The organism is Herbiconiux sp. VKM Ac-2851, assembly GCF_013205105.1.
Taxonomy (GTDB): domain Bacteria; phylum Actinomycetota; class Actinomycetes; order Actinomycetales; family Microbacteriaceae; genus Herbiconiux; species Herbiconiux flava.
In genome coordinates this window covers 223338-242082 of sequence record NZ_JABMLJ010000003.1, presented here as the reverse complement: position 1 = coordinate 242082, position 18745 = coordinate 223338, and the positions used below count along the sequence as shown (strand labels likewise).

The 18745-nt window shown below is 72.7% G+C and carries 22 protein-coding genes; 8 read left to right on the top strand and 14 right to left on the bottom strand.

The window, feature by feature from the left end; genetic code table 11:
* Positions 1–53 precede the first annotated feature (53 nt).
* Entirely contained in the window at positions 54–620 is a 567-nt protein-coding gene (locus tag HQQ85_RS14130) for a TetR/AcrR family transcriptional regulator (RefSeq protein WP_216851756.1), read from the top strand.
* Positions 621–654: 34 nt separating this feature from the next.
* On the opposite strand, the gene HQQ85_RS14125 is transcribed toward HQQ85_RS14130, so the two are convergent.
* Genes HQQ85_RS14125 through HQQ85_RS14115 form a run of 3 tightly spaced genes read right to left on the bottom strand, consistent with a single transcriptional unit; the run spans position 655 to position 4216 of the window.
* Positions 655–1368: a glycosyltransferase family A protein gene (locus tag HQQ85_RS14125; protein WP_173183175.1), complete on the bottom strand. Its 714-nt coding sequence runs from the start codon at positions 1366–1368 to the stop codon at positions 655–657.
* Positions 1365–2957 (bottom strand): PIG-L family deacetylase, encoded by a 1593-nt coding sequence (locus tag HQQ85_RS14120; RefSeq protein WP_173183174.1) that lies wholly within the window; start codon positions 2955–2957, stop codon positions 1365–1367. Before HQQ85_RS14120 ends, HQQ85_RS14125 begins: the two co-directional genes overlap by 4 nt.
* Positions 2954–4216 carry an acyl-CoA dehydrogenase gene (locus HQQ85_RS14115; RefSeq protein ID WP_173183173.1) on the bottom strand — a complete coding sequence of 421 codons (1263 nt, stop codon included), beginning with the start codon at positions 4214–4216 and terminating at the stop codon, positions 2954–2956. Before HQQ85_RS14115 ends, HQQ85_RS14120 begins: the two co-directional genes overlap by 4 nt.
* Before the next feature lie 135 nt (positions 4217–4351).
* On the opposite strand from HQQ85_RS14115, the gene HQQ85_RS14110 reads away from it, so the two are divergent.
* Together HQQ85_RS14110 and HQQ85_RS14105 are read left to right on the top strand one after the other, a co-directional pair.
* Positions 4352–5158, top strand: coding sequence for an SDR family NAD(P)-dependent oxidoreductase (locus tag HQQ85_RS14110; RefSeq protein WP_173183172.1), 807 nt, complete (start codon positions 4352–4354; stop codon positions 5156–5158).
* A 90-nt stretch (positions 5159–5248) separates the two neighbouring features.
* On the top strand, positions 5249–5620 hold the full coding sequence (locus HQQ85_RS14105; RefSeq protein WP_173183171.1) for a gamma-glutamylcyclotransferase family protein: 372 nt from the start codon (positions 5249–5251) through the stop codon (positions 5618–5620).
* Between the two features lie 33 nt (positions 5621–5653).
* On the opposite strand, the gene HQQ85_RS14100 is transcribed toward HQQ85_RS14105, so the two are convergent.
* Complete coding sequence (locus HQQ85_RS14100; protein ID WP_254069467.1) at positions 5654–6331, bottom strand: hypothetical protein; 678 nt, start codon at positions 6329–6331, stop codon at positions 5654–5656.
* A gap of 130 nt (positions 6332–6461) precedes the next feature.
* Between HQQ85_RS14100 and HQQ85_RS14095 the strand changes: the two genes are divergently transcribed.
* Positions 6462–6641 carry an antitoxin gene (locus tag HQQ85_RS14095; protein ID WP_173183170.1) on the top strand — a complete coding sequence of 60 codons (180 nt, stop codon included), beginning with the start codon at positions 6462–6464 and terminating at the stop codon, positions 6639–6641.
* A 40-nt stretch (positions 6642–6681) separates the two neighbouring features.
* On the opposite strand, the gene HQQ85_RS14090 is transcribed toward HQQ85_RS14095, so the two are convergent.
* The gene (locus tag HQQ85_RS14090) at positions 6682–7266 is read right to left on the bottom strand and encodes an XRE family transcriptional regulator (protein ID WP_173183169.1); all 585 of its coding nucleotides are present in this window, start codon (positions 7264–7266) and stop codon (positions 6682–6684) included.
* A gap of 41 nt (positions 7267–7307) precedes the next feature.
* Between HQQ85_RS14090 and HQQ85_RS14085 the strand changes: the two genes are divergently transcribed.
* Complete coding sequence (locus HQQ85_RS14085; protein ID WP_173183168.1) at positions 7308–7559, top strand: hypothetical protein; 252 nt, start codon at positions 7308–7310, stop codon at positions 7557–7559.
* A gap of 124 nt (positions 7560–7683) precedes the next feature.
* On the opposite strand, the gene HQQ85_RS14080 is transcribed toward HQQ85_RS14085, so the two are convergent.
* Positions 7684–9045 carry an HNH endonuclease signature motif containing protein gene (locus tag HQQ85_RS14080; RefSeq protein ID WP_173183167.1) on the bottom strand — a complete coding sequence of 454 codons (1362 nt, stop codon included), beginning with the start codon at positions 9043–9045 and terminating at the stop codon, positions 7684–7686.
* A gap of 111 nt (positions 9046–9156) precedes the next feature.
* Here HQQ85_RS14080 and HQQ85_RS14075 point away from each other — a divergent pair, with 111 nt between their 5' ends.
* A complete protein-coding gene (locus tag HQQ85_RS14075) occupies positions 9157–10152 on the top strand; it encodes an NAD(P)/FAD-dependent oxidoreductase (protein WP_173183166.1) in 996 nt (331 codons plus the stop codon).
* A 33-nt stretch (positions 10153–10185) separates the two neighbouring features.
* Here the strand turns inward: HQQ85_RS14075 and HQQ85_RS14070 are convergent, their stop codons facing one another.
* Complete coding sequence (locus HQQ85_RS14070; RefSeq protein WP_173183165.1) at positions 10186–11010, bottom strand: SDR family oxidoreductase; 825 nt, start codon at positions 11008–11010, stop codon at positions 10186–10188.
* Between the two features lie 36 nt (positions 11011–11046).
* Positions 11047–11547, bottom strand: a complete 501-nt coding sequence (locus tag HQQ85_RS14065) for a MarR family winged helix-turn-helix transcriptional regulator (RefSeq protein ID WP_173183164.1) — start codon at positions 11545–11547, stop codon at positions 11047–11049.
* Positions 11548–11643: 96 nt separating this feature from the next.
* Here HQQ85_RS14065 and HQQ85_RS14060 point away from each other — a divergent pair, with 96 nt between their 5' ends.
* Positions 11644–12687, top strand: a complete 1044-nt coding sequence (locus HQQ85_RS14060; protein ID WP_173183163.1) for an LLM class flavin-dependent oxidoreductase — start codon at positions 11644–11646, stop codon at positions 12685–12687.
* A gap of 114 nt (positions 12688–12801) precedes the next feature.
* Positions 12802–14061: an MFS transporter gene (locus tag HQQ85_RS14055; RefSeq protein WP_216851755.1), complete on the top strand. Its 1260-nt coding sequence runs from the start codon at positions 12802–12804 to the stop codon at positions 14059–14061.
* Here the strand turns inward: HQQ85_RS14055 and HQQ85_RS14050 are convergent.
* The 6 genes from HQQ85_RS14050 to HQQ85_RS14025 all read right to left on the bottom strand — a co-directional run bounded on the left by HQQ85_RS14050 (position 14048) and on the right by HQQ85_RS14025 (position 18724).
* Positions 14048–14941, bottom strand: coding sequence for an alpha/beta fold hydrolase (locus HQQ85_RS14050; protein WP_173183162.1), 894 nt, complete (start codon positions 14939–14941; stop codon positions 14048–14050). The two genes, HQQ85_RS14055 and HQQ85_RS14050, sit on opposite strands and share 14 nt — an antisense overlap.
* Positions 14942–15007: 66 nt before the next feature.
* On the bottom strand, positions 15008–15892 hold the full coding sequence (locus tag HQQ85_RS14045; RefSeq protein ID WP_173183161.1) for a PPK2 family polyphosphate kinase: 885 nt from the start codon (positions 15890–15892) through the stop codon (positions 15008–15010).
* 23 nt (positions 15893–15915) lie between these two features.
* Positions 15916–16398 (bottom strand): N-acetyltransferase, encoded by a 483-nt coding sequence (locus tag HQQ85_RS14040; RefSeq protein ID WP_173183160.1) that lies wholly within the window; start codon positions 16396–16398, stop codon positions 15916–15918.
* A gap of 10 nt (positions 16399–16408) precedes the next feature.
* The gene (locus tag HQQ85_RS14035) at positions 16409–17389 is read right to left on the bottom strand and encodes an acetylxylan esterase (protein ID WP_173183159.1); all 981 of its coding nucleotides are present in this window, start codon (positions 17387–17389) and stop codon (positions 16409–16411) included.
* 92 nt (positions 17390–17481) lie between these two features.
* Positions 17482–18384: an FHA domain-containing protein gene (locus HQQ85_RS14030; RefSeq protein ID WP_173183158.1), complete on the bottom strand. Its 903-nt coding sequence runs from the start codon at positions 18382–18384 to the stop codon at positions 17482–17484.
* A 31-nt stretch (positions 18385–18415) separates the two neighbouring features.
* Positions 18416–18724 carry a hypothetical protein gene (locus tag HQQ85_RS14025; protein WP_216851754.1) on the bottom strand — a complete coding sequence of 103 codons (309 nt, stop codon included), beginning with the start codon at positions 18722–18724 and terminating at the stop codon, positions 18416–18418.
* Positions 18725–18745 lie beyond the last annotated feature (21 nt).

Genomic DNA, 18745 nt, shown 5'->3' with positions numbered 1-18745 from the left:
CACACGTGTGTGCAATGATCGATCGGGACGGACGGCGGACGCGAGGAGGAGACGTGACGACCACCGAGGAACGGATTCTCGACGCGGCGACCGACGTGCTCGGGGGCGACCCGAACGCGGGAATGGATGCGATCGCAACCGCCGCCGGAGTGGTTCGGCGCACGGTGTACGGCTACTTCCCGTCGCGGTCCGACCTCGTTCTGGCACTCACTCGCCGTGCGGCCGGGGAGATCGAGGTGGTGCTCGCCTCGGTCGACGACGGCGGTCCGGCGGATGCGACCTGGGTGGCCTTCCTCGACCGGGTCTGGCCGCTCGTGCGCCGGTACCGGGTTCTCGTCGTCCTCCGCCGGGGTCCGTTCGGCCCGGACATCCACGCACTGCTCACGCCGGTGGACCGGACACTGGCCCAGCTCGTGGAGCGGGGGCAGGATGCGGGACAGTTCGGCCGGCACCTGCCCGCCGCAGTACTCGCGCAGGTCGCGTGGTCGGCCCTCTTCACGATCGCCGACCACGACCTGACACTGGATGGGCTGGACGCGCGCGCCGCGACGACGTCGAGCCTGCTGCTGCTCGGCGTCCCGGCCGACCGCGCATCAGCCATCCTCGCTGACGCATCGTGACGCACGCCGCTCCTGCCCGGCCGCGCATCCGCCCCTAGTCGACGAGGCGGCGGAGGAAGCCCGCGAAGCCGCCCGAGGTGCGCCCGTCGAGGCGGTCGGACGTGACCGCGACCCCGTCGACGGTCGCGATGCGCCCGCCGGCCGGCTCGGTGCCGTGGGACTCGAGCCCCTCGATCGCCCGAACGAGCTCCTCGTCCTCGCCTACCCGGATCGGCGGGAACCCACCCGCCCGCAGATAGGCATCCGCACGCACGCCGAGGTTCGCCCCGTACACGTGCCGCACCGCCTCGTCGTCGTGCGCCCGGTGCCACGCGGCGAGCGCCTCGGGCGGCAGCCGGTCGCCCCGCGGCTCGACCCGGCCGAGCCCCACGTAGGCCCCCGACTGCGCCACCGAGAAGTGGTCGATCAGCCAGTCGGCGGGCACGACGGTGTCGGCGTCGGTGGTGCAGATCCACTGCTCGTCGGGCCGGTCGAAGCCCGCGAGAGCGTGCCGCACGCCGATCCCGCGGGCCTGCCCGACGTTCCCGGCGGTCGACTCGAGCACGGTCACCGCGTCGCCGAACGACTCGGCGACGTCGATCGAGTTGTCGACGCACGCATCCAGCACGACGACCACCCGGCAGCGCACCAGCGGCGTCGGGTCGAGGTGCAGCAGCGCCTTCCGGCTCGCCAGCACCGCGCGGATGCACTCACCGAGCGACTCCTCCTCGTCCCGGGCCGGGATCACCACGTCGATCGCCCCGATCACGCGAGCCCCTCCCGCGCCGCGATCGAGACGGCCGGTGGGCGCACGACGACATCGAGCACGAAGTCCTCCTCCAGGTGGCGGGCGAGCCGCACGAACTCGGGCCGCCGCTCGAGCACGGCGTGCACGTCGTCGCCGGTCAGCGCGCGGTCGACGATGGTGTGCCGCCAGTGGCAGAGCACGAGGGCGCCGGCGGGGGCGAGGGCGGCGGCGATCCGGTCGAACAGTGCGGTGAGCGACGCCGGGTCGAGGTAGTAGCCGACCTCGGACACGACGACGAGGTCGAAGGTGCCGTCGGGCCAGTCGGCGGGCACGGTCATCCGCTCGAAAGTGGCGTGCGGCAGGTCGCGGTTGCGCTCGGCGGCGCGCGCCAAAGCCACCTCGGAGACGTCGACGCCGACGAAACGAGCGGATGCGCGAGCTGCGAGTTCCCGCGAGAGCACCCCCGTCGAGGTGCCGACCTCGAGAACCTCCCGGTACTCGCGATCGGGCAGGCTCGCGAGCAGGATCGCCCGCTTGCGCTCCTCGTACCAGCGCGACTCGAAGCCCCACGGGTCGTCGGCGGACTCGTGCAGGGCGTCGAAGTAGCGGGCGCTCGCGTCGCGCGGCGCCTCGGGCTGCTCGGCCGGTGTCTCGGCGTCGCTCTCGGCCGGGGCCTCGACCGGCACATCGACGAAGAGCTCGAACGGCCGCTCGAAGTGCGCGAGCATCCCCGGATGCAGCAGCACCTCGTCACCCGTGTGATCGCTCAGCGGCTCGACCTGGCTGCGGTGCACGGCGAGCGCCCTGCGCTTCGCCGCGAGCGTCGCGTCGTCGAGCGGCAGGCGCACGAGCGCGGCCCACGGCAGGTCGTCGCCGTCGGGCGCGCCCCAGTGCCAGAGCCACACGGGGTAGGCCAGGCTCCGGATGCTCATCCCGCCCGCCTCGTCGGCCAGCCGCCGCACGGCCTCGGCCACCGCCGCGGCGGCGGCCTCGTGGTCGGGGTGGCGGTCACCGTTCCACGGGGCGACGAACCAGGTCTCGGCGACGGGAGCCGCGTCGCCAGTGCCGTCGGCATCCGATTCTGCGCCGGCACCGGATGGCTCGTCGATCGGCTCGTCGATCGGGGACTCGACCGGCTCGTCGACCGGGGACTCGCCCGGCGCCTCGGCCGGGCCGGTGCCGCTGCCGTGAACCGCCGCGAGCAGCGCGGCCGTGAGTGCCTCGCGGTACTCCGGCTCGCCGAGCCGGCCGTCGGGAGCGCGCAGGAACGCGACCGTCGCCCCGGGGTCGATCGACGCCACGGCCGCGGCCGTCTCCTCCTCGCGCAGCCGGGCGAGCTCCTCGGGCCGATGCGTCGTCGACGCGGGGTGCGAGGCCTCCCCCGAGGTCGCGACGATCACCGTCGTGCGCACCCCGGCGGCGTAGGCGCGGGCGAGCAGCCCGGCGGCGCCGAGAGTCTCGTCATCCGGATGCGCGGCCACCACCACGAGGTGCCCCAACTCCGCCAGCTCGCCGACGCCGATCTCGGGCTGCGCGTCGCCCCGTTCGGCGAGGGCCCCAGCCCATCGCTCTTCGTCGGTGCCCTGGTCCTGATGCGTGAAGCCGCTCATCGGATCCCTTCCTCGACACCCGGCGCCACCGCGCCGGCCTCCCGTCGTGCGCGCTCGACGAGCATCCGGCCCAGGCGCAGCTCGTCGCGGGCGCCATGATCCTGCAGCAGGTACAGCTCGAGGTCGGCGACCCGCGCCGCGTACGCGGCATCGAGCGCGAGCGGCGCGGGCCCGAGCGCGTGCGCGGCCTCGCGCAGCACGGTCTCGCAGGCCTCGCGGACGACGCTTCGCACCCCCTGTGCCAGCTCCCGCGCCTCGTCCCGCCCCAAGCCGGGCGCGTCGATGCGGGACGCGTCGATCCGGGACGCACCAACCGGAGTCGCATCGATCCGGGTCGCGGCCGCCGCGAGCACCGAGCGGGCCGCGAAGAGAGCCGCCGCGCAGCGGCCGGCGTGCAGCGCCCCGAGGTCGTCGTCACGGCGGCCGGCGGCATCGAGCACCCGCCGCGCCACACCCACCGCCCCGCCGAACCAGCACGCGGCGACGCCGATGCCGCCCCACTCGAAGCCGTCCCGCTCCAGGTACCACCCCGGCGCCCCCACGGGCACGGCGGGCACGGCGTCGAAGTCCACGGGGCCGCTCGGCACGGTGGGCATCCCCCGCGAGACCCAGGCCTCCGGATGCACGACCACCCCACCCCGCTGCAGCGCCACCGCGAACAACCGCCGCTCGCTCCCGCCGTGGGGAAGCTCCACGTGAGCCGTCACCAGCGCGTGACTCAGGTCACCGGCGAGGGAGCACCAGGGCTTCGTGCCGCTCAGAACCCAGCCCCGCGCATCCGGAACCGCCGTGAGCCGCGCCCCGGGGCCCTCGGCCGCGAACACGCCCCAGGTGCTGCCGGCGCCGGCACCGATGGCGGCGAGGTCGACGGGGTCGGGGCACTCGGCCAGGATCGCGAGCGCGTCCAGCTGCGGCTCGACCACCCGCGCCACGGACACGTCCGCCGCAGCCAGCGTCGCCAACGTCTCGAAGTAGTCGGCGGTGCGGCCTCGGCCAGGCGCCGGAGCATCCGCCCCCACCCGCCGGGCGAGCTCCACCGCCGGCACGACACCGCCCCCGGCGTTCCACCGCTGGAGCCATCTGGCGAAACCGCCCGTCGCGGCAGCACCGGCTGCATCAGAGCCATCGGCCTCGCCGGCTCCACCCGCCGCACGTGGCGCCGCGTCCTGAGGGCCCGCCGCTCCGAGCGCCGCCGCGAACAGCGCGTCGAGGGCGGCGTCGCCCCCGGACCGGCCGTCGAGCGTGACTCCCTGCTGCATGTCGCCGCCTTCCGTGTTCGGGCATCCGCTTCTCATCGAACCCCGATCGGGCCCGACCCGGTAGGTCGCCCACCCCCCGAAAGCCTGAGCGCCCACCCCGTGCGTGCCCGCGCGGCCCGGCGTAGCGTCGGCCGCATGGACCTCGGCATCTCCGGCAAGACCGCCCTCGTGAGCGGTGCAGACTCGGGCATCGGCTGGCACACCGCGAAGCTGCTGCTCGAGGAGGGCGCCTCGGTCGTCATCACCGACCGCGACCCCGCGAAGCTCGAGGGAGCCCTCGCCGAGCTGCCGACTCCGCGCCAGGGCGCGACGCTGCACGGCTTCCCCGCCGACATCACCCGCCTCGACGACCTCTCGACCCTGCACGAGCAGGTTCAGGATGCGGTGGGCGACATCGACATCCTGGTGCAGTGCGCCGGCATCACCGGGGCGCAGGGCCTGTTCCACGAGATCGACGACGAGGGCTGGACGAGCACCATCGAAACCGACCTGCTCGGGCCCGTGCGACTCGTTCGCACGTTCCTCCCGTCGCTGCGGAAGGGCGGCTGGGGCCGAATCGTGCTCACCGCCAGCGAGGACGCCGTGCAGCCCTACGACGACGAGCTCCCCTACTGCGCCGCCAAGGCCGGTGTGCTCGCGCTCGCCAAGGGCCTCTCGCGCAGCTACGCGACGGAGGGGCTGCTGGTGAACGCGGTGTCGCCGGCCTTCATCCACACGCCGATGACCGACGCGATGATGCAGAAGCGCGCCGACCAGCGGGGCACCTCGGTCGACGAAGCGATCGCCACATTCCTGGACGAGGAGCGGCCGTACCTCGAGCTGAAGCGCCGCGGGGAGCCGGAGGAGGTGGCCGCGGTGATCGCGTTCCTCTGCTCCGACCGCGCCTCGTTCGTGAACGGCTCGAACTACCGCGTCGATGCGGGCTCGGTCGCGACGATCTGAGCGTCTCGCCCGGCGCCACCCGACTCCGACCGGCTCCGACCGGCCTCGGCCCGGCTCGGCCCTGCCGGGCCCGGCTCGTAGACTCGCTGCATGAGCGACGAGACCGGGCGGGCGACGGATGCGCAGCTGCTGTTCTCCTACGGCACCCTCCGCCAGGAGTCTGTGCAGCAGGCCGTCTTCGGCCGCCTGATCGAGGGCCGCGACGCGTCGATCGTGGGGTACGCGCAGGAGTGGCTGGCGATCTCCGACCCGGCGGTGATCGCCGCGAGCGGTTCGGACCGGCATCCGCTGCTCGTGCCCGACCCCGACGCCCCGCCCGTGCCCGGGACGGTCGTCGAGCTCAGCCCCGACGAGCTCGCGGCGGCCGACGCCTACGAGGTCGACGACTACGAACGCGTGCAGCTGCCGCTCGACACCGGCGAGCTCGCCTGGGTCTACGTCTTCGCGGGCTCGCCCTCCTGAGCGACTCCCCCGCCTGAGCTGCGGCGCAACCGGTCAGCGACGCGGCAGGTGGATGACCGTCGTGAGGTCGACCAGGTGCGGCTCGGGCGGCGCCGATCCGAAGCCGAAGCGCACGGCCGGGTCGAGCGCCGCGAAGGCGCCGAGCGGCTCCCCGTCGACCGTCGCCTCGGCCCAGGCGATGCGGCGCATCGTCGTGACCCCGTAGAACTCGCGGCGCCCGCGCCCGGCCGAACCGGCGGTGTGCACACCGGGCACGAGGCGCGAGGCGAGCGGGTCGAGCATCCTGAGCCAGCGCACGTCGGTCGCAAGCCGTCGCGGCACCGAACGCAGCAGCCGCCCGAGCGGGGGCACGTCGCCCACCGCGATGCGCGCCGTCAGTGCCGAGCCGTCGTCGCCCGCCCGCACGGCCAGGCCGCCCGAGATGCGTCGCCACGACACCGGCACCACCCGCACCTCGTCGAATTCATACGTCTCGGACACGAACGCCGCGACCACCTCCGAGGGCGCGAGCAGCGTGCGGTGGCCGGCGGCGTTCTCGATCATCGCGTCGGCGAAGCGGCCGAACGGCGAGCGCTCCCACATTCCGATCACGACACGGGTTCCGGATGCGCTGCCGAACCCCGCGATGCGACCCTCGAACCGCAGCTCACCGCTGCCCGCAGCCCCGGCCCGGGCCGCCCCGGTGGGCTCTGTCGCTCGCGCTCGCTCCATCCCCCGAGCGTACGGCGCATGGCTGACAACGGCCCGGCCCCTCCGCAAGCCCCTGGCGGAGGATGCCCGGCGGCGTACCGTGCCCCGCAGACGCCACCCGACCGGCGGGAGGCTCGGAAGGAGCACGATCATGGGACTCGGCGACCTCGGCGACAAGGCGAAGGACCTGGCCGACAGCGACAAGGGCGAGAAGGCCACCGACACGGGCATCGACAAGGCGGGCGACGCGGCCGACAAGGCCACGGGCGGCAAGTTCGACGACCAGATCGACAAGGTCCAGCAGGCGGCCGACGACAAGGTCGGCAAGTAGGCGCAAGCCTATGCGCGGGCGCAGCCCGGCTCGGTCCGGGTCAGCGCCCCGCGCGCCGGTCGGGCTCGGTCTGCGCCCGCACGTGGATGCGCTCCCCGTCCCGGCTGAAGATGCACATCAGCTCGACGGGCTCGTCGTCGGCGCAGCCGAGCCAATGCGGCACACGCGTCGCGAACTCGGCCGCCTCGCCCTCGGCGAGCACCAGGTCGTGGTCGCCGAGCAGCAGGCGCAGCCGCCCGCTCAGCACGTAGAGCCACTCGAAGCCCTCGTGCGTGCGCAGCGCGACCTCCTCGGAGCTCGGCCGAAGCGTCATCCGCACGGTCTGCATCGGCGCGTTCTCGCGGGAGAGCAGCTCGGTGGTGACCCCCGGCCGGTGCGTGCGACGTCCCCGGATGCGCGGGTCGGGCACCGCATCCGTCACCAGTTCGTCGATGGTCACCTCGAGAGCCGCGGCCAGCGGGATGAGCAGCTCGAGGTTCGGCTGCCGCTTGCCCGCCTCGAGGCGCGAGATGGTGCTGGCCGAGATGCCGGTGTCGGCCGAGAGCGCGGCAAGCGTCAGCTCACGCCCGGTGCGCGCGGCACGCAGCCGGGCGCCGATGCGCGCGCCCTGCGACTCGGTGATCACGCCCCCATCCTGCCGCACCGAACCAGTTCTAGGCTCGCAGCATGAGCGATCACGACGACCTCCCCCGCCCCAGCGCCCAGCAGCTCGACGCCTCGGAGCACACCGAGAAGCGCACCGTCGAGGGCGAGGCCCGCTACTACGTCAAAGACCTCGAGAAGCACCTCAGGACCTGGGGCCACCCGAACCCCGACGGTCTCGTGGCCTACTTCACGCCCGACGGCACGTTCCACGCCCAGGGCGTCGACCGTGAGAACCAGCTCCGCCTGATCGGCGCCCTCGGCGGCGTCGCCTGACCGCGCCGACCCACCGGCCCTCCTCGACAACTCAGCCATGACCATCTCGGGCAAGCGCGTGAGCGCGCGGCAGCCGTGTGTGCTGCCGCGCGCTTCGCGCTTGCCCTCGGAAAATGGTGGCTGGCTAGGCGGCGGGTCGCTGGATGGTGCGACGCCGGGTGGTCGGAATCGGCTTCTGTTCCGTGTCTACCCATCTGGGCGGAATCAGATGCGGCACCCCGTCGTGCATGGTCAGCTTCCATGGCGATTTGTGCAGGTGGGAGTGATGGAAGTGGCAGAGCAGAACGCCGTTGTCGATGTCGGTTCTTCCGGGTGGATGATCGTCCGACACCCATTCGTTCGCGTGATGTGTTTCGCAGAACGAGGGTGGCCGGTCGCAGGAGGGCCACACGCACCCGCCGTCTCGTGCCGCTAGCGCCCGGTTCTGGGCGGCGGTGAAGAGGCGCTTCGCCTTGCCGTGGAAGAGCACCTCGCCCTTGTCGCCGAACAGCGTCGCCGCGACCGGCGACGAGCATCGCAGCTGAGCGACAGTGGAGGCGGGGACGGGCTGGTCTATTCCGTCGATCCACCCGACCCCGCGCCCGTTCTCGAGGTCGTCGAGTGTCATGTGCACGTTGACGGTGGCGATGGCACCGTTGATGCGGGGCATGTCGTCAGCACCGGCGGCGCGGGCGATCAGTTCGGTCACCGTGTCGGCATTCTTCTGCGCCTGCGTGCGACCATCCGCGATCACGTACTCGTCGCCATCGACGAACCGCGGCCCGGCCACGCGGGGGCTCTGCAACGCCTGGATGCTCGACATCCACACCCCGCCCTGCTCAGGCGCCAGCGCGAACTTCCCCCGGTACATCCCATCCGGCGCCAGCGCGATCGTCAACGACCGCTGCATCTGCAACACCTCGTCACGTGGCTCGGCGCCGTCGGGGTCGAGCACCTCGCGCAGGTGAATGGCGAGCTTGGCCGTCTCATCGGCCGATAGCCGGCATGCGATGGTCTGGTCGACGAGGGTCTCCTCGGCGGTCGCGACCACGTCGGCCGAACATCCCCGATCGGCCAGTTCGTTGCACCGCCCCACGATGGCCGTTGCTGCCTCCACGCCGAGCACGCCCTCGTCGAGCACGCGGGCCACTACCGGGAACGGCGCAGGCCCTTCGCCGCCACCTAGCAGCACGGCGCCGCGGAGCTTCCGACCGAGGTCGAGCCGGGCCTTGCATGCCCGCGCCGACGCCCCGGTGACCTTCGCGACGAGCGCGACCGGCGTCGTGAAGTTCTGCGACCGGCTGAGCCCCTCGTCACCGAGCTCGGTGCGCGAACGCACCCCGACCTCGCCGGCGAGCCGAACCTGCTGCGCCGACACTGCGCGCCCGAGCACCTCATAGGCAGCCATCAATTCGAGCAACTCGTCATCACCGAGACCCGCCAGACCCGCGCCGGAACGGCCGCAGACACCGGCGGCCATCTCAAGGATTCGGGCGACTGAACTCATACTGAGATTCTATCAGAAACAGCTGATTAATGCTCGTTTCCGACATGGCCTGGCCTTGCCGGATCAGCAATCTACTTTGCCGCGAGAGCCATCCGCGACGACAGTAGACCCATGAACGAGAACGAATTCGATGTCATCGTCGTCGGCGGCGGAGCAGCCGGACTGAACGCCGCCCTGGTCCTGGCCCGCTCCCGCCGCCGCGTGGTCGTGGTCGACGCCGGAGAGCCCCGCAACCGCTTCACCGCCCACATGCACGGTTTCCTGACCCGAGACGGCTTCGACCCGGCCGAGCTGCTCCGGATCGGCCGTGACGAGGTGCGCGGCTACGGCGCCACGATCCTCGAGGGACGCGCGATCACCGCGACCGGAAGCGCCGGCGCCTTCGAGGTCATGGTCGAGACAGCCGCCAGCGAGACCCGCGAAGCCGAGACCCGCACCCTGAAGGGGCGAAGAATCGTCATCGCCACCGGCCTCCGCGACGAGCTCCCCCCGATCGACGGCCTCCAGGAGCAGTGGGGCCGCGGCGCCGTCGCCTGCCCCTACTGCGACGGCTGGGAGGCACGCGACTCCCGCGTGGTGGTGATCGCCGCCTCCGCCCGCGCCTCCCACCAGGCCGAGCTGATGCGCCAGCTGAGCGACGACGTGACGATCGTCGGCCGCGTCACCGCCGAGCTCGAGACCGAGACCTTGCGCGGGTTCGCGGCCCGGGGCATCCGCGTGGGCGAGAACGACGTGGTGCGCGTCGAACGCATCGACGAAACGCGGGAGCGACCGCTCCGGCTCACCCTCGACGACGGGAGCACGCTCGAAGCCGACGCCGTCTTCACCGGCGGGGCGCTCGTGCCGAACGACGAGCTGCTGCGACAGCTGGGCGCCGAAACGGTCGCCGGCCCGATGGGTGAATGGACCGCATCCGACCCCACCGGCCTCACCTCGGTGCCCGGGGTGTGGGTGGCGGGCAACTCGGCGAACGCGGGCGCACTCGTCATCGTGGCCGCGGCATCAGGGCTCACCGCGGCCACGGTGATCAACTACGACCTGGTGCAGGACGACATCGCCCAAGCGCTCGAATTCCAAGCGCTCAGACCCCCAGCGCTCCGACCGTGAGCGATCACGCCCCGAGCACGCAGACGGGGGCGCTCAGCCCTGCGCCAGCACCGACACGTCGTTCCACTGCTCCCACTCCGCGATGCGCCCCGCATAGTCGGCCTTCGCCGTCTCGATCGGGGTGCGCCCGAAGAACACGCGCAGCGGCGGCTTCTCGGCGTCGACGATCCGCAGGATGGCCTCGCCCGTCGCCGTCGGGTCGCCCGGTGAGGCGACACGCGACTTGCGGGCCTCGGCGGCGGCCTCCTTCACGGCGGCGTAGTCCTCGAGCGGCTCCGCGTGCTTGGCGGATGCTCCGCCCCAGTCGGTGCTGAACCCACCCGGCTCCACCAGCGTGACGGTCACGCCGAACGGGGCGACCTCCTGGGCGAGCGCCTGCGAGAACCCCTCGAGCGCCCACTTGGACGCGTTGTAGACGCCGATGTTCGGGAACGCCGAGATGCCCCCGATCGACGACACCTGGATGATGTGGCCCGACCCCTGCTCGCGCAGATACGGCAGGGCGGCCTGCGTGATCCAGAACGCGCCGAACACGTTCGTCTCGAACTGGTCGCGCACCTCCTTCTCGCTGAGCTCCTCGATGAAGCCGAACTGGCCGTAGCCGGCGTTGTTGATCACGACGTCGAGACGGCCGAAGTAGTCGTAGGCCTCGGTGACGGCGGCGAAGTCGGCCTCGCGGTCGTTCACGTCGAGCTGCAGCGGGAGGAAGCGGTCGCCGTAGCGGTCGACCAGCTCGGCGAGGGCGGAGGTGTCGCGCGCGGTCGCGGCCACGCTGTCCCCTCGCTCGAGGGCGGCGAGCGCCCACTCGCGGCCGAAACCGCGGGACGCTCCGGTGATGAACCAGGTTTTCTGTGCCATGCCTCGAGTCAACACCCGCCCGGCCCGAACGCTTCCCTACTCAGCGGATGCCGGCGGCTCCGCGCGAAGCCCGGCCAGGTGCCGGTCCAGCGCCTCCGAGGCCTCGACCAGTGCATCGAGCTGGGCCGGCGTCAGCGCATCGACGAACAGCTGGCGCACGGCGCGGAGGTGCGGCGACGACGCGGCCCGGAATTCCGAGCGGCCGAGAGCGGTGAGCACCACCTCGGCCCCGCGGTTGTCGTCGGGGCTGGGCATCCGCTCGACGAGGCCTCGCTTCTCCATCCGCCCGAGCTGATGCGAGAGCCGGCTGCGCTCCCAGCCCACCGCGTCGGCGAGCGGCGAGGAGCGGAGCCGGCCGCCGTCGGCGTCGAAGAGGGCGAGCAGCACCGCATAGTCGCCCGCCGACAACCCCGACTCCGCGAGCAGCCGCGACGCGACGACGCTGCGCAGCCGCTCGGAGGCCTCGATGTAGCTCCGCCAGGCGGCGAGCTGCCGGGCGTCCGGCGAGCGCCGGCTGGGTGCGGGCCGATCGTCCATGGCTCCTCCTGAGGTGGGAATAGCTCAAGCGTACCGGTAGTTGATACGTCAATCACCGGCACAGCCTGCCGTCGGCACCATCAGAGAGAAGCGCAGATGTCCATCGAATTCGGCCTCGACACCTTCGGCGACGTGCCCCAGCGCGACGACGGCACCCTCGCCACCCACCCCGAGGCGATCCGCCAGGTGCTCGACGAGGCGGTGCTGGCCGACGAGCTCGGCCTCGACGTCATCGCGCTCGGGGAGCACCACCGCCCCGAGTACTCGATCTCCTCCCCCGAGACCGTGCTCGCCGGTATCGCCACCCGCACGAAGCGCATCCGGCTGAGCTCGGGCGTGACCGTGCTGAGCTCGGACGACCCGGTGCGGGTGTTCCAGCGCTTCGCCACGGTCGACGCGCTCTCGAACGGGCGGGCCGAGGTCATCCTCGGGCGCGGCTCGTTCACCGAGTCGTTCCCGCTGTTCGGCTACGACCTGCACGACTACGACGTGCTCTTCGAGGAGAAGCTCGAGCTGTTCGTGAAGCTCCTCGACGAGAAGCCGGTCACCTGGAGCGGCACCACGCGCGCCGCCCTCGAGAACGCCGACGTCTTCCCGAAGACCGCGTCGGGGCGGCTGCCGGCCTGGGTCGGCGTCGGCGGATCACCGCAGTCGGTCATCCGCACCGCGAAGCACGGGCTGCCCATGATGCTCGCGATCATCGGCGGCTCCCCCGAGCGCTTCGCCCCGTTCGTCGAGCTCTACCAGCGAGCGGCCGAGCAGTTCGGCACCACCCCGCACGCGGTCGGGATGCACTCGCCCGGCTTCATCGCCGACACCGACGAGCAGGCGGCCGAGATCTTCTGGCCGCACTACCGGGTGATGCGCGACCGCATCGGGGCGCTCCGCGGCTGGCCGCCGATCACCCGCGCGGAGTTCGACCGCGAGGTGGCGACCGGCTCGATGTACATCGGCTCACCCGAGACCGTCGCGCGGCGGATCGCCGCGGCCATCCGCTCGCTCGACGTCGGCCGGTTCGACCTCATCTACGGCGCCGGATCGACCCCGATGAGCGCCCGGCTGCGCGCCGTCGAGCTCTACGGCTCCGAGGTCGTGCCGATGGTGAAGGACATGCTGACCCACGCGCCGCTCGCCCGCTGAGCCCCGCGGTCCGGCCGAGACGGCGGGCGGGCCACCCGGGACCTGCACCCCTTCTGGGGCAGGCCGCCCACCGTCCCCGCCCCTAGGCTGACCGCAGCGACCAGGGGAGACCGGATGACCGACAGCACCGCCACGCGCCGGGGCCCCCAGCGGCCAGGCCCCCGCATGCCGAGCCGACGCGTTCTCGTCGCGATCCTGCTCGGGGTCATCCCGCTCAGCCAGGCGCCGATCGACATCTACACGCCGGCCATCCCGACGATGGTCACCGAGCTCGGCACCACGTCGACGCTCGTGCAGAACACCGTGGCGGTCTACGTGCTCGGCATGAGCCTCGGCCTCATCCCGGTCGGCGTGATCGCCGATGCGAAAGGCCGCCGGCCGACACTCCTGACCTGCCTCGCCCTGCTCCTCGTGACGAGCGTCGGCATCGCCTTCACGAACGACATCGCGGTGCTGCTGGTGCTGCGATTCCTCCAGGGGGTGGGCGGATGCGCGTGCATGGTGCTCGTCTACGCCATCGCCGCCGACACCACCCGCGGCCCGAAACTCACCTCGCTGTCGGGCCTGCTCGGCGCCTCCTGGGGCCTCGCCCCCGTGATCGCGCCCGCGATCGGCGGCTTCATCCTGGCCGTCGGGTCGTGGCGGGACATCTTCGTGCTCGTGGCCGCGCTCGCCGGCATCGCATTGCTGGTGGTGTGGCGGATGCTCCCCGAGACGCTCGACCCGGCCGGCGCCCAGCCGATCGTGCCGAAGGCGATCATCCGGGTGCTCGGCACGACGCTGCGCCGCAAGATCTTCGTGGGCCTGACGCTCGCGTTCGCCGTGTTCGCCAGCGCCCAGCTGCTGTTCGGCATCATCGCCCCGCTGCTCTACGAGGACGTGCTCGGCCTGTCGTCGATCGCCTACGGCGGCATCGCCCTGGTCATCGGTGCGGCCAACCTGGCCGGCGAACTCGCGACCGGGGCCTTCGCCACCCGGCTGTCACCGCGCGTGCTCGGCTTCTCGGCGTTCGCCTTCTTCGTCGCCGGCACCGCGGTGCTGCTCGTCAGCGGCCTCACCGTCGGGCCCGACGTGCTGTTCATCACGATCGGCGGCATGCTCGTGATGCTCGGCTGCGGGGCCCTCTGCCCGCTCGCCTACGGCCTCGCCCTCGGCCTCTTCGACCGCAACCTCGGCCTCATCGGCGGCCTCACCAGCGCCGTCTGCTACCTCGTGGTCGCGGCCACGATGGGTGCGGCGGCCGTGCTGCCCGATCGGGACCAGGTGCCCCTGGCCCTCGTCTACGTCGGCTGCGCCGCCGTCGGCGCCCTCCTCCTGGCCCTCTGCCTCCGCCCCCGCGTCCCCGCCCCGGCCGCGCCGGTCACGCAGGGGTGAGGAGGGACGCCAGGACGTCGGCGCGACGGCTCAGCACGATGAAGTGGCCCTCGGACGGGTAGCGGCGGAGGCGGGCATCCGGGAGCTCGTCGACCAGGCGGGAGGCCCAGGACGCCGGGATGAGGCGGTCGGCCGAGCCCTGGTGCACGACGACGGGCACCGTCACCTCGCCGGGCGGGAAGCCCCACGGCCCCACGAATGCGCGGTAGGAGTCGACGGCGCCGAGCGGGTCGGCGACGCCCTCGGCGACGCAGCGGGCGAACCAGGCCGAGTGCCGGGCGAGCAGCCGGGTGTCGCTCGCGTCGAGCGCGGCCCCCGAGGCCTCGGCGGTCAGTCGCGGGAAGGCCCGCGCGATGCGCCGGGTGGCCGCGAAGCCCATGGCGGCCAGCAGGGGTGCCCGCAGCGACAGCCCGGCGACGCGCTTGTCGGTGCGGTTGAGCTCGGCGAACACGGCCGGGTCCTCCAGCGGCAGCGCGCCCGCCACGACCGCGACGGCCGACACCCGGGAAGGGAAGGCGCGGGCCACGGCGAGAGCGTACTGCCCACCCTCCGACCAGCCGGTGACCGCGAAGCGATCCGTGTCGAGGGATCCGCCGGCGGGCGACGCGAGGTGCTCGAGCAGGGCGGCGACGTCGTGCCGGGCCCAGGCGAGCGGGGTGCGGCCGGGGCTCCGCGAGCTGCCGCCGATGCCCGGGCGGTCTGGCGAGACGAGGGCGATGCCGAGCGAGCGGGCGACCGCGTCACCGGTGGCGGCATCGAGGCCGCTCATCAGCCCGCCGTGGCAGCTCAGCACGAGCGACCCACGCAGGTCGCCGTAGACCCGGTAGGCCAGTCCGCGCCCGTCGCCGAGGGCGATGCGGCGGCGGAGGCCCTGGCTCATTCTCGAACGATACCCGAGCTCGTACGATACCCGAGGTCGCGTGGGGCAGGCACCCGCCGCGGACGCTCACGTCGCGAGCAGCCGCTCCCGCTCCCGCTCGACGTCGAACGACGCCGCCGGCCACCCCAGCTGCAGCCCGGTCAGCGCCTCCTCGAGCAGCTGCTGCACGGCGAGCGCCGAGAACCACTTGTGGTCGGCCGGCACCACGAACCACGGCGCGGGCTCGGTGTTCGTGGCCGACAGCGCCGCCTCGTACGCCTCTTGGAAGGCCGGCCAGTGCGCGCGGTCGTCGACGTCGCCGGGGCTGAACTTCCAGTGCTTGTCCGGGCGGTCGAGCCGCCGCAGCAACCGCTTGCGCTGTTCCTCGTACCCCAGGTGCAGGAACACCTTCACGATCGTCGTGCCGGCCTCGACCAGCTGCCGCTCAAAGGCGTTGATGGTCGCGTAGCGGTCGTCGATGGCGGCGGTCGAGAGCGTGCCGCGCACCCTCGGCACCAGCACGTCCTCATAGTGCGACCTGTCCCACACCCCGATCTGCCCGGGCGCCGGCAGCTGCCGCTCGACGCGCCAGAGGAACGGGTGCGCCCGCTCCTCCTCGGTCGGCGCCTTGAAGGCGTGGTGCGAGACGCCCTGGGGGTCGACCGAGCCGGCCACCTTCTTCACCACGCCGCCCTTGCCCGAGGTGTCCATGCCCTGCAGCACGAGCAGCACCGAACGAGCCGTCGCCCCGCCGCTCACGGTGCTCGCGGCGAACAGCTGCTCCTGCATCCGCGCGAGCGACTTGCCGGTGCCGCGGAAGCTGGCCTCCCCGTCGTCCTTGTCGAGCACGCCGGGGGTCGCTCCCGTGTCGAACTCGCCGAGATCGACGGATGCGCCGGGCGCCCCCGCCCGCAGCCTCGAGCTCCACGGCCCCTCGATCCGCCCGCGCGGCGGTTCGGCGTGTGCCGGCATGCCCTGCCTCCCCCTCTTCTGCGTCACAGCGGCTTCGCCATGTTCGTCGCCGTGACCTCGTAGCCCAGCGAGTCGTACAGGCCGCGCGCGACGGTGTTGTGGCCGAAGACGTTCAGCCCGAGCTTCGTGGCGCCGTGCTCGGCGGCGACGCGCTCGGCGAGCAGCATCGCGGCCCGGCCGTAGCCGTGCCCGCGGTGCTCCTCGGCGATCTCGATGTCGAACACCCACCACTCGGTCGGCCGCACCGGGTCGATCACCCCGAGCCAGAGCACGCCCACGACCTCGGGGTCGGAACCGGCTTCTCCCGGGGCGAGCACGTCGAAGACGAGCTGCCCTTCGGCGGGCACGCCGCCCGGGAAGTACTGCTCGTTCGACGACGCCACGCGCTCGTCGGCGTACTCGGGGCTGTCCCCGGACTCGATGCGCTCGCGGCGGTACTCGGCGTTACTGCGCGCGATGAACTCGGCGAGGCCTTCTTCGGCGAGCGGACGGAGATCGACGGGCATGATCCGAACTCTAGCGGCGCAGGTGCGACGCGAGGAAGGCGAGCACGAGGGCGTCTTCGTCGGGCCCGCCCGCCTCGTGGCCGTTGAAGGGCCAGAGGTGCAGCGCGCTGTCGCCGGCGTAGGCCCGATGGGCGCCGGCGATCGTCGACGGCGGGGTGATCGGGTCCATCATCGCCGCCGAGAACCAGGCGGGGACCTGCGCCCGGCGGGCGAAGTTCACCCCGTCGAAGTAGCGCAGCGTCTCCATCACCTCACCGAGCCGATCCCGGTGCACCGCCAGGTACTGGGCGATCTCCTTGTACGGGTGCGCGTCGGTGATGCGGATGGCCCGCGGGTAGTCGCAGAGGAACGGGGTGGTGAAGGCGCCGGCGGTGACGCCCTCGGCGAGGGCCGCGACGGCCAGGGCCAGCCCGCCGCCCTGGCTGCCCCCGACCACGCCGATGCGCTCGGGGTCGACCTGCGGCAGGGTGCGGGCGGCGTCGACGGCGAGCACCGCATCCGTCATCAGCCGGCGGTAGTAGTAGCCTTCGCGGCTCTCGATGCCCCGCGTCATCACGCCCGGGATCTGCGGCCCCGTCGACCCGTCGGGGTCGCCCGTGGCGCCCACCGACCAGGTGGAGCCCTGGCCGCGCGTGTCCATGTGCAGGTGCGCGAAGCCGGCGCTCGCCCAGAACAGGTTCTCCCAGGCGCGCCCTCGCCCGCCGCCGTAGCCAACGTACTGCACGACGGCCGGCAGCGGCCCCTCCGCGTGCGCGGGCACCCGCAGCCACGCCTTGATGCCCTGCCCGCCGAAGCCGGGGAACTTCACGTCGAACACGTCGACGGTCTCGAGCCCCGTCGGCACGCGTTCGAGCACGACCTCCCGCCCGGCGCCGGCACCCGCGGCCCGCGCTTCGGCGAGCGTCGAGTCCCAGAACTCGTCGAAGTCGTCGGGAGCGGTCTGCACGCTCTCGTATTCGGCCAGTTCGGCTTCGCCGAGATCGGTCAGCATGGCGGTCTCCTTCGCACCGGCCGGCACGCCCCGTCGACGGGCGCGCTCGAGCTCAGCACGACTGTAGCGAAGAGCGGATGCCCGCACCGCGCTCAGTTCGGATCGGTCACCCTCCCGGCCACCGACGACGCACCGCCGCGCGGGGGCTGCTTCTTCTGCTTCGACAGCTCGCCGCCGATCCGCCCGCCGTACGGGCGGCCGTGGTCGGCGAACTCCTCCCGGAAGTACGCCAGCCGCCACTCGCCCAGTTCGACCCGGGCACCGGTGCGCAGGATGCGGCCGCGCGGCGGGCGACCGCCGACCGGGCCCGCCTCGCGGGTGTGGCCGCCGCCGGTGGGCTCGACGTCGTAGAGCACGTACTCGTCGTCGTCCTCGTGCCGGATCTCGGCGTGCACGGGCGCGAGCCCCGGCAGCCGCAGATCGGCGTCGGGCCCCGAGCCGATGACCGTGCGGCCGGAAAGCAGGTCGAACTCCCGGGGCGGTCGCCCGTCCCAGTACTCCGAGCCGACCGTGAAGATCAAGCGGGGCCGACCGGAGCCGGGAAGGTAGTGCGTCGTCGTGACCCGACGTCGCACCACCCGGTTGACGGTCGGCAGCAGCGGGAACGGCGTCGTGGGCGGGATCGGGAAGGTGAGCGCCTGGTCGCCGTTCCGGCGCACCAGCAGGGGCGCGAGAGCCTGGAGACCGCCGAGCCGGATGTGCGGCGAGCGCGTCACAAGCCGCTGCAGCCGGCTGTTCTTCACGTCGCCGAGGTGCACGATCGGGCCGTCCGGCCCCTCCAGGCAGAGCGAGATGCCCCGCGCGGCGAGCGCGTCGGCGACGGTCGTGAGGTCGGCGAGGCTCCGCCGCCCGTTCCCGGGCAGCCGCGCGGGCTCGCTCACGTGGATCGTGATCTCGCTGCCCGCGGCCGTGATGGTGCCCTCGAAGGGCGTCGTCGTGCCGTCGCCGTCCGCCTCGATCTCGGAGAACGTCAGGTCGATGTCGAGGCGCACCATGTCGGCGCCCGTCCCCGTCCGGGTCCCCGGCTCAGCGTCCGCGGTGCGGGTCGGAGCCGGCCGCGGTGTCGTCGCTCGTGGTGACCCTCAGGGTGCCGTTGAGCTTCCAGGTGGCGCGCGGAGCATCCGGACCGATGTCTCGCGGCACCTCCACGGTCATGTCGACGAAGCTGTAGTTCACGGCGGCGCCGCGACCCGTGAGATACGACCACATCTCGCGGCCGAGATCGGTCCAGTCGGTGATCGAGTGGCCCTCGGGGCCTGCGGCGTCGGCGAACGGGTCGGTGTCCGCGGAGGATCCGGTGGGGGCGTCGGCGGAGGCGGAAGTGGTGTCAGACATGGCGGTGGCCTTTCCCTTTTT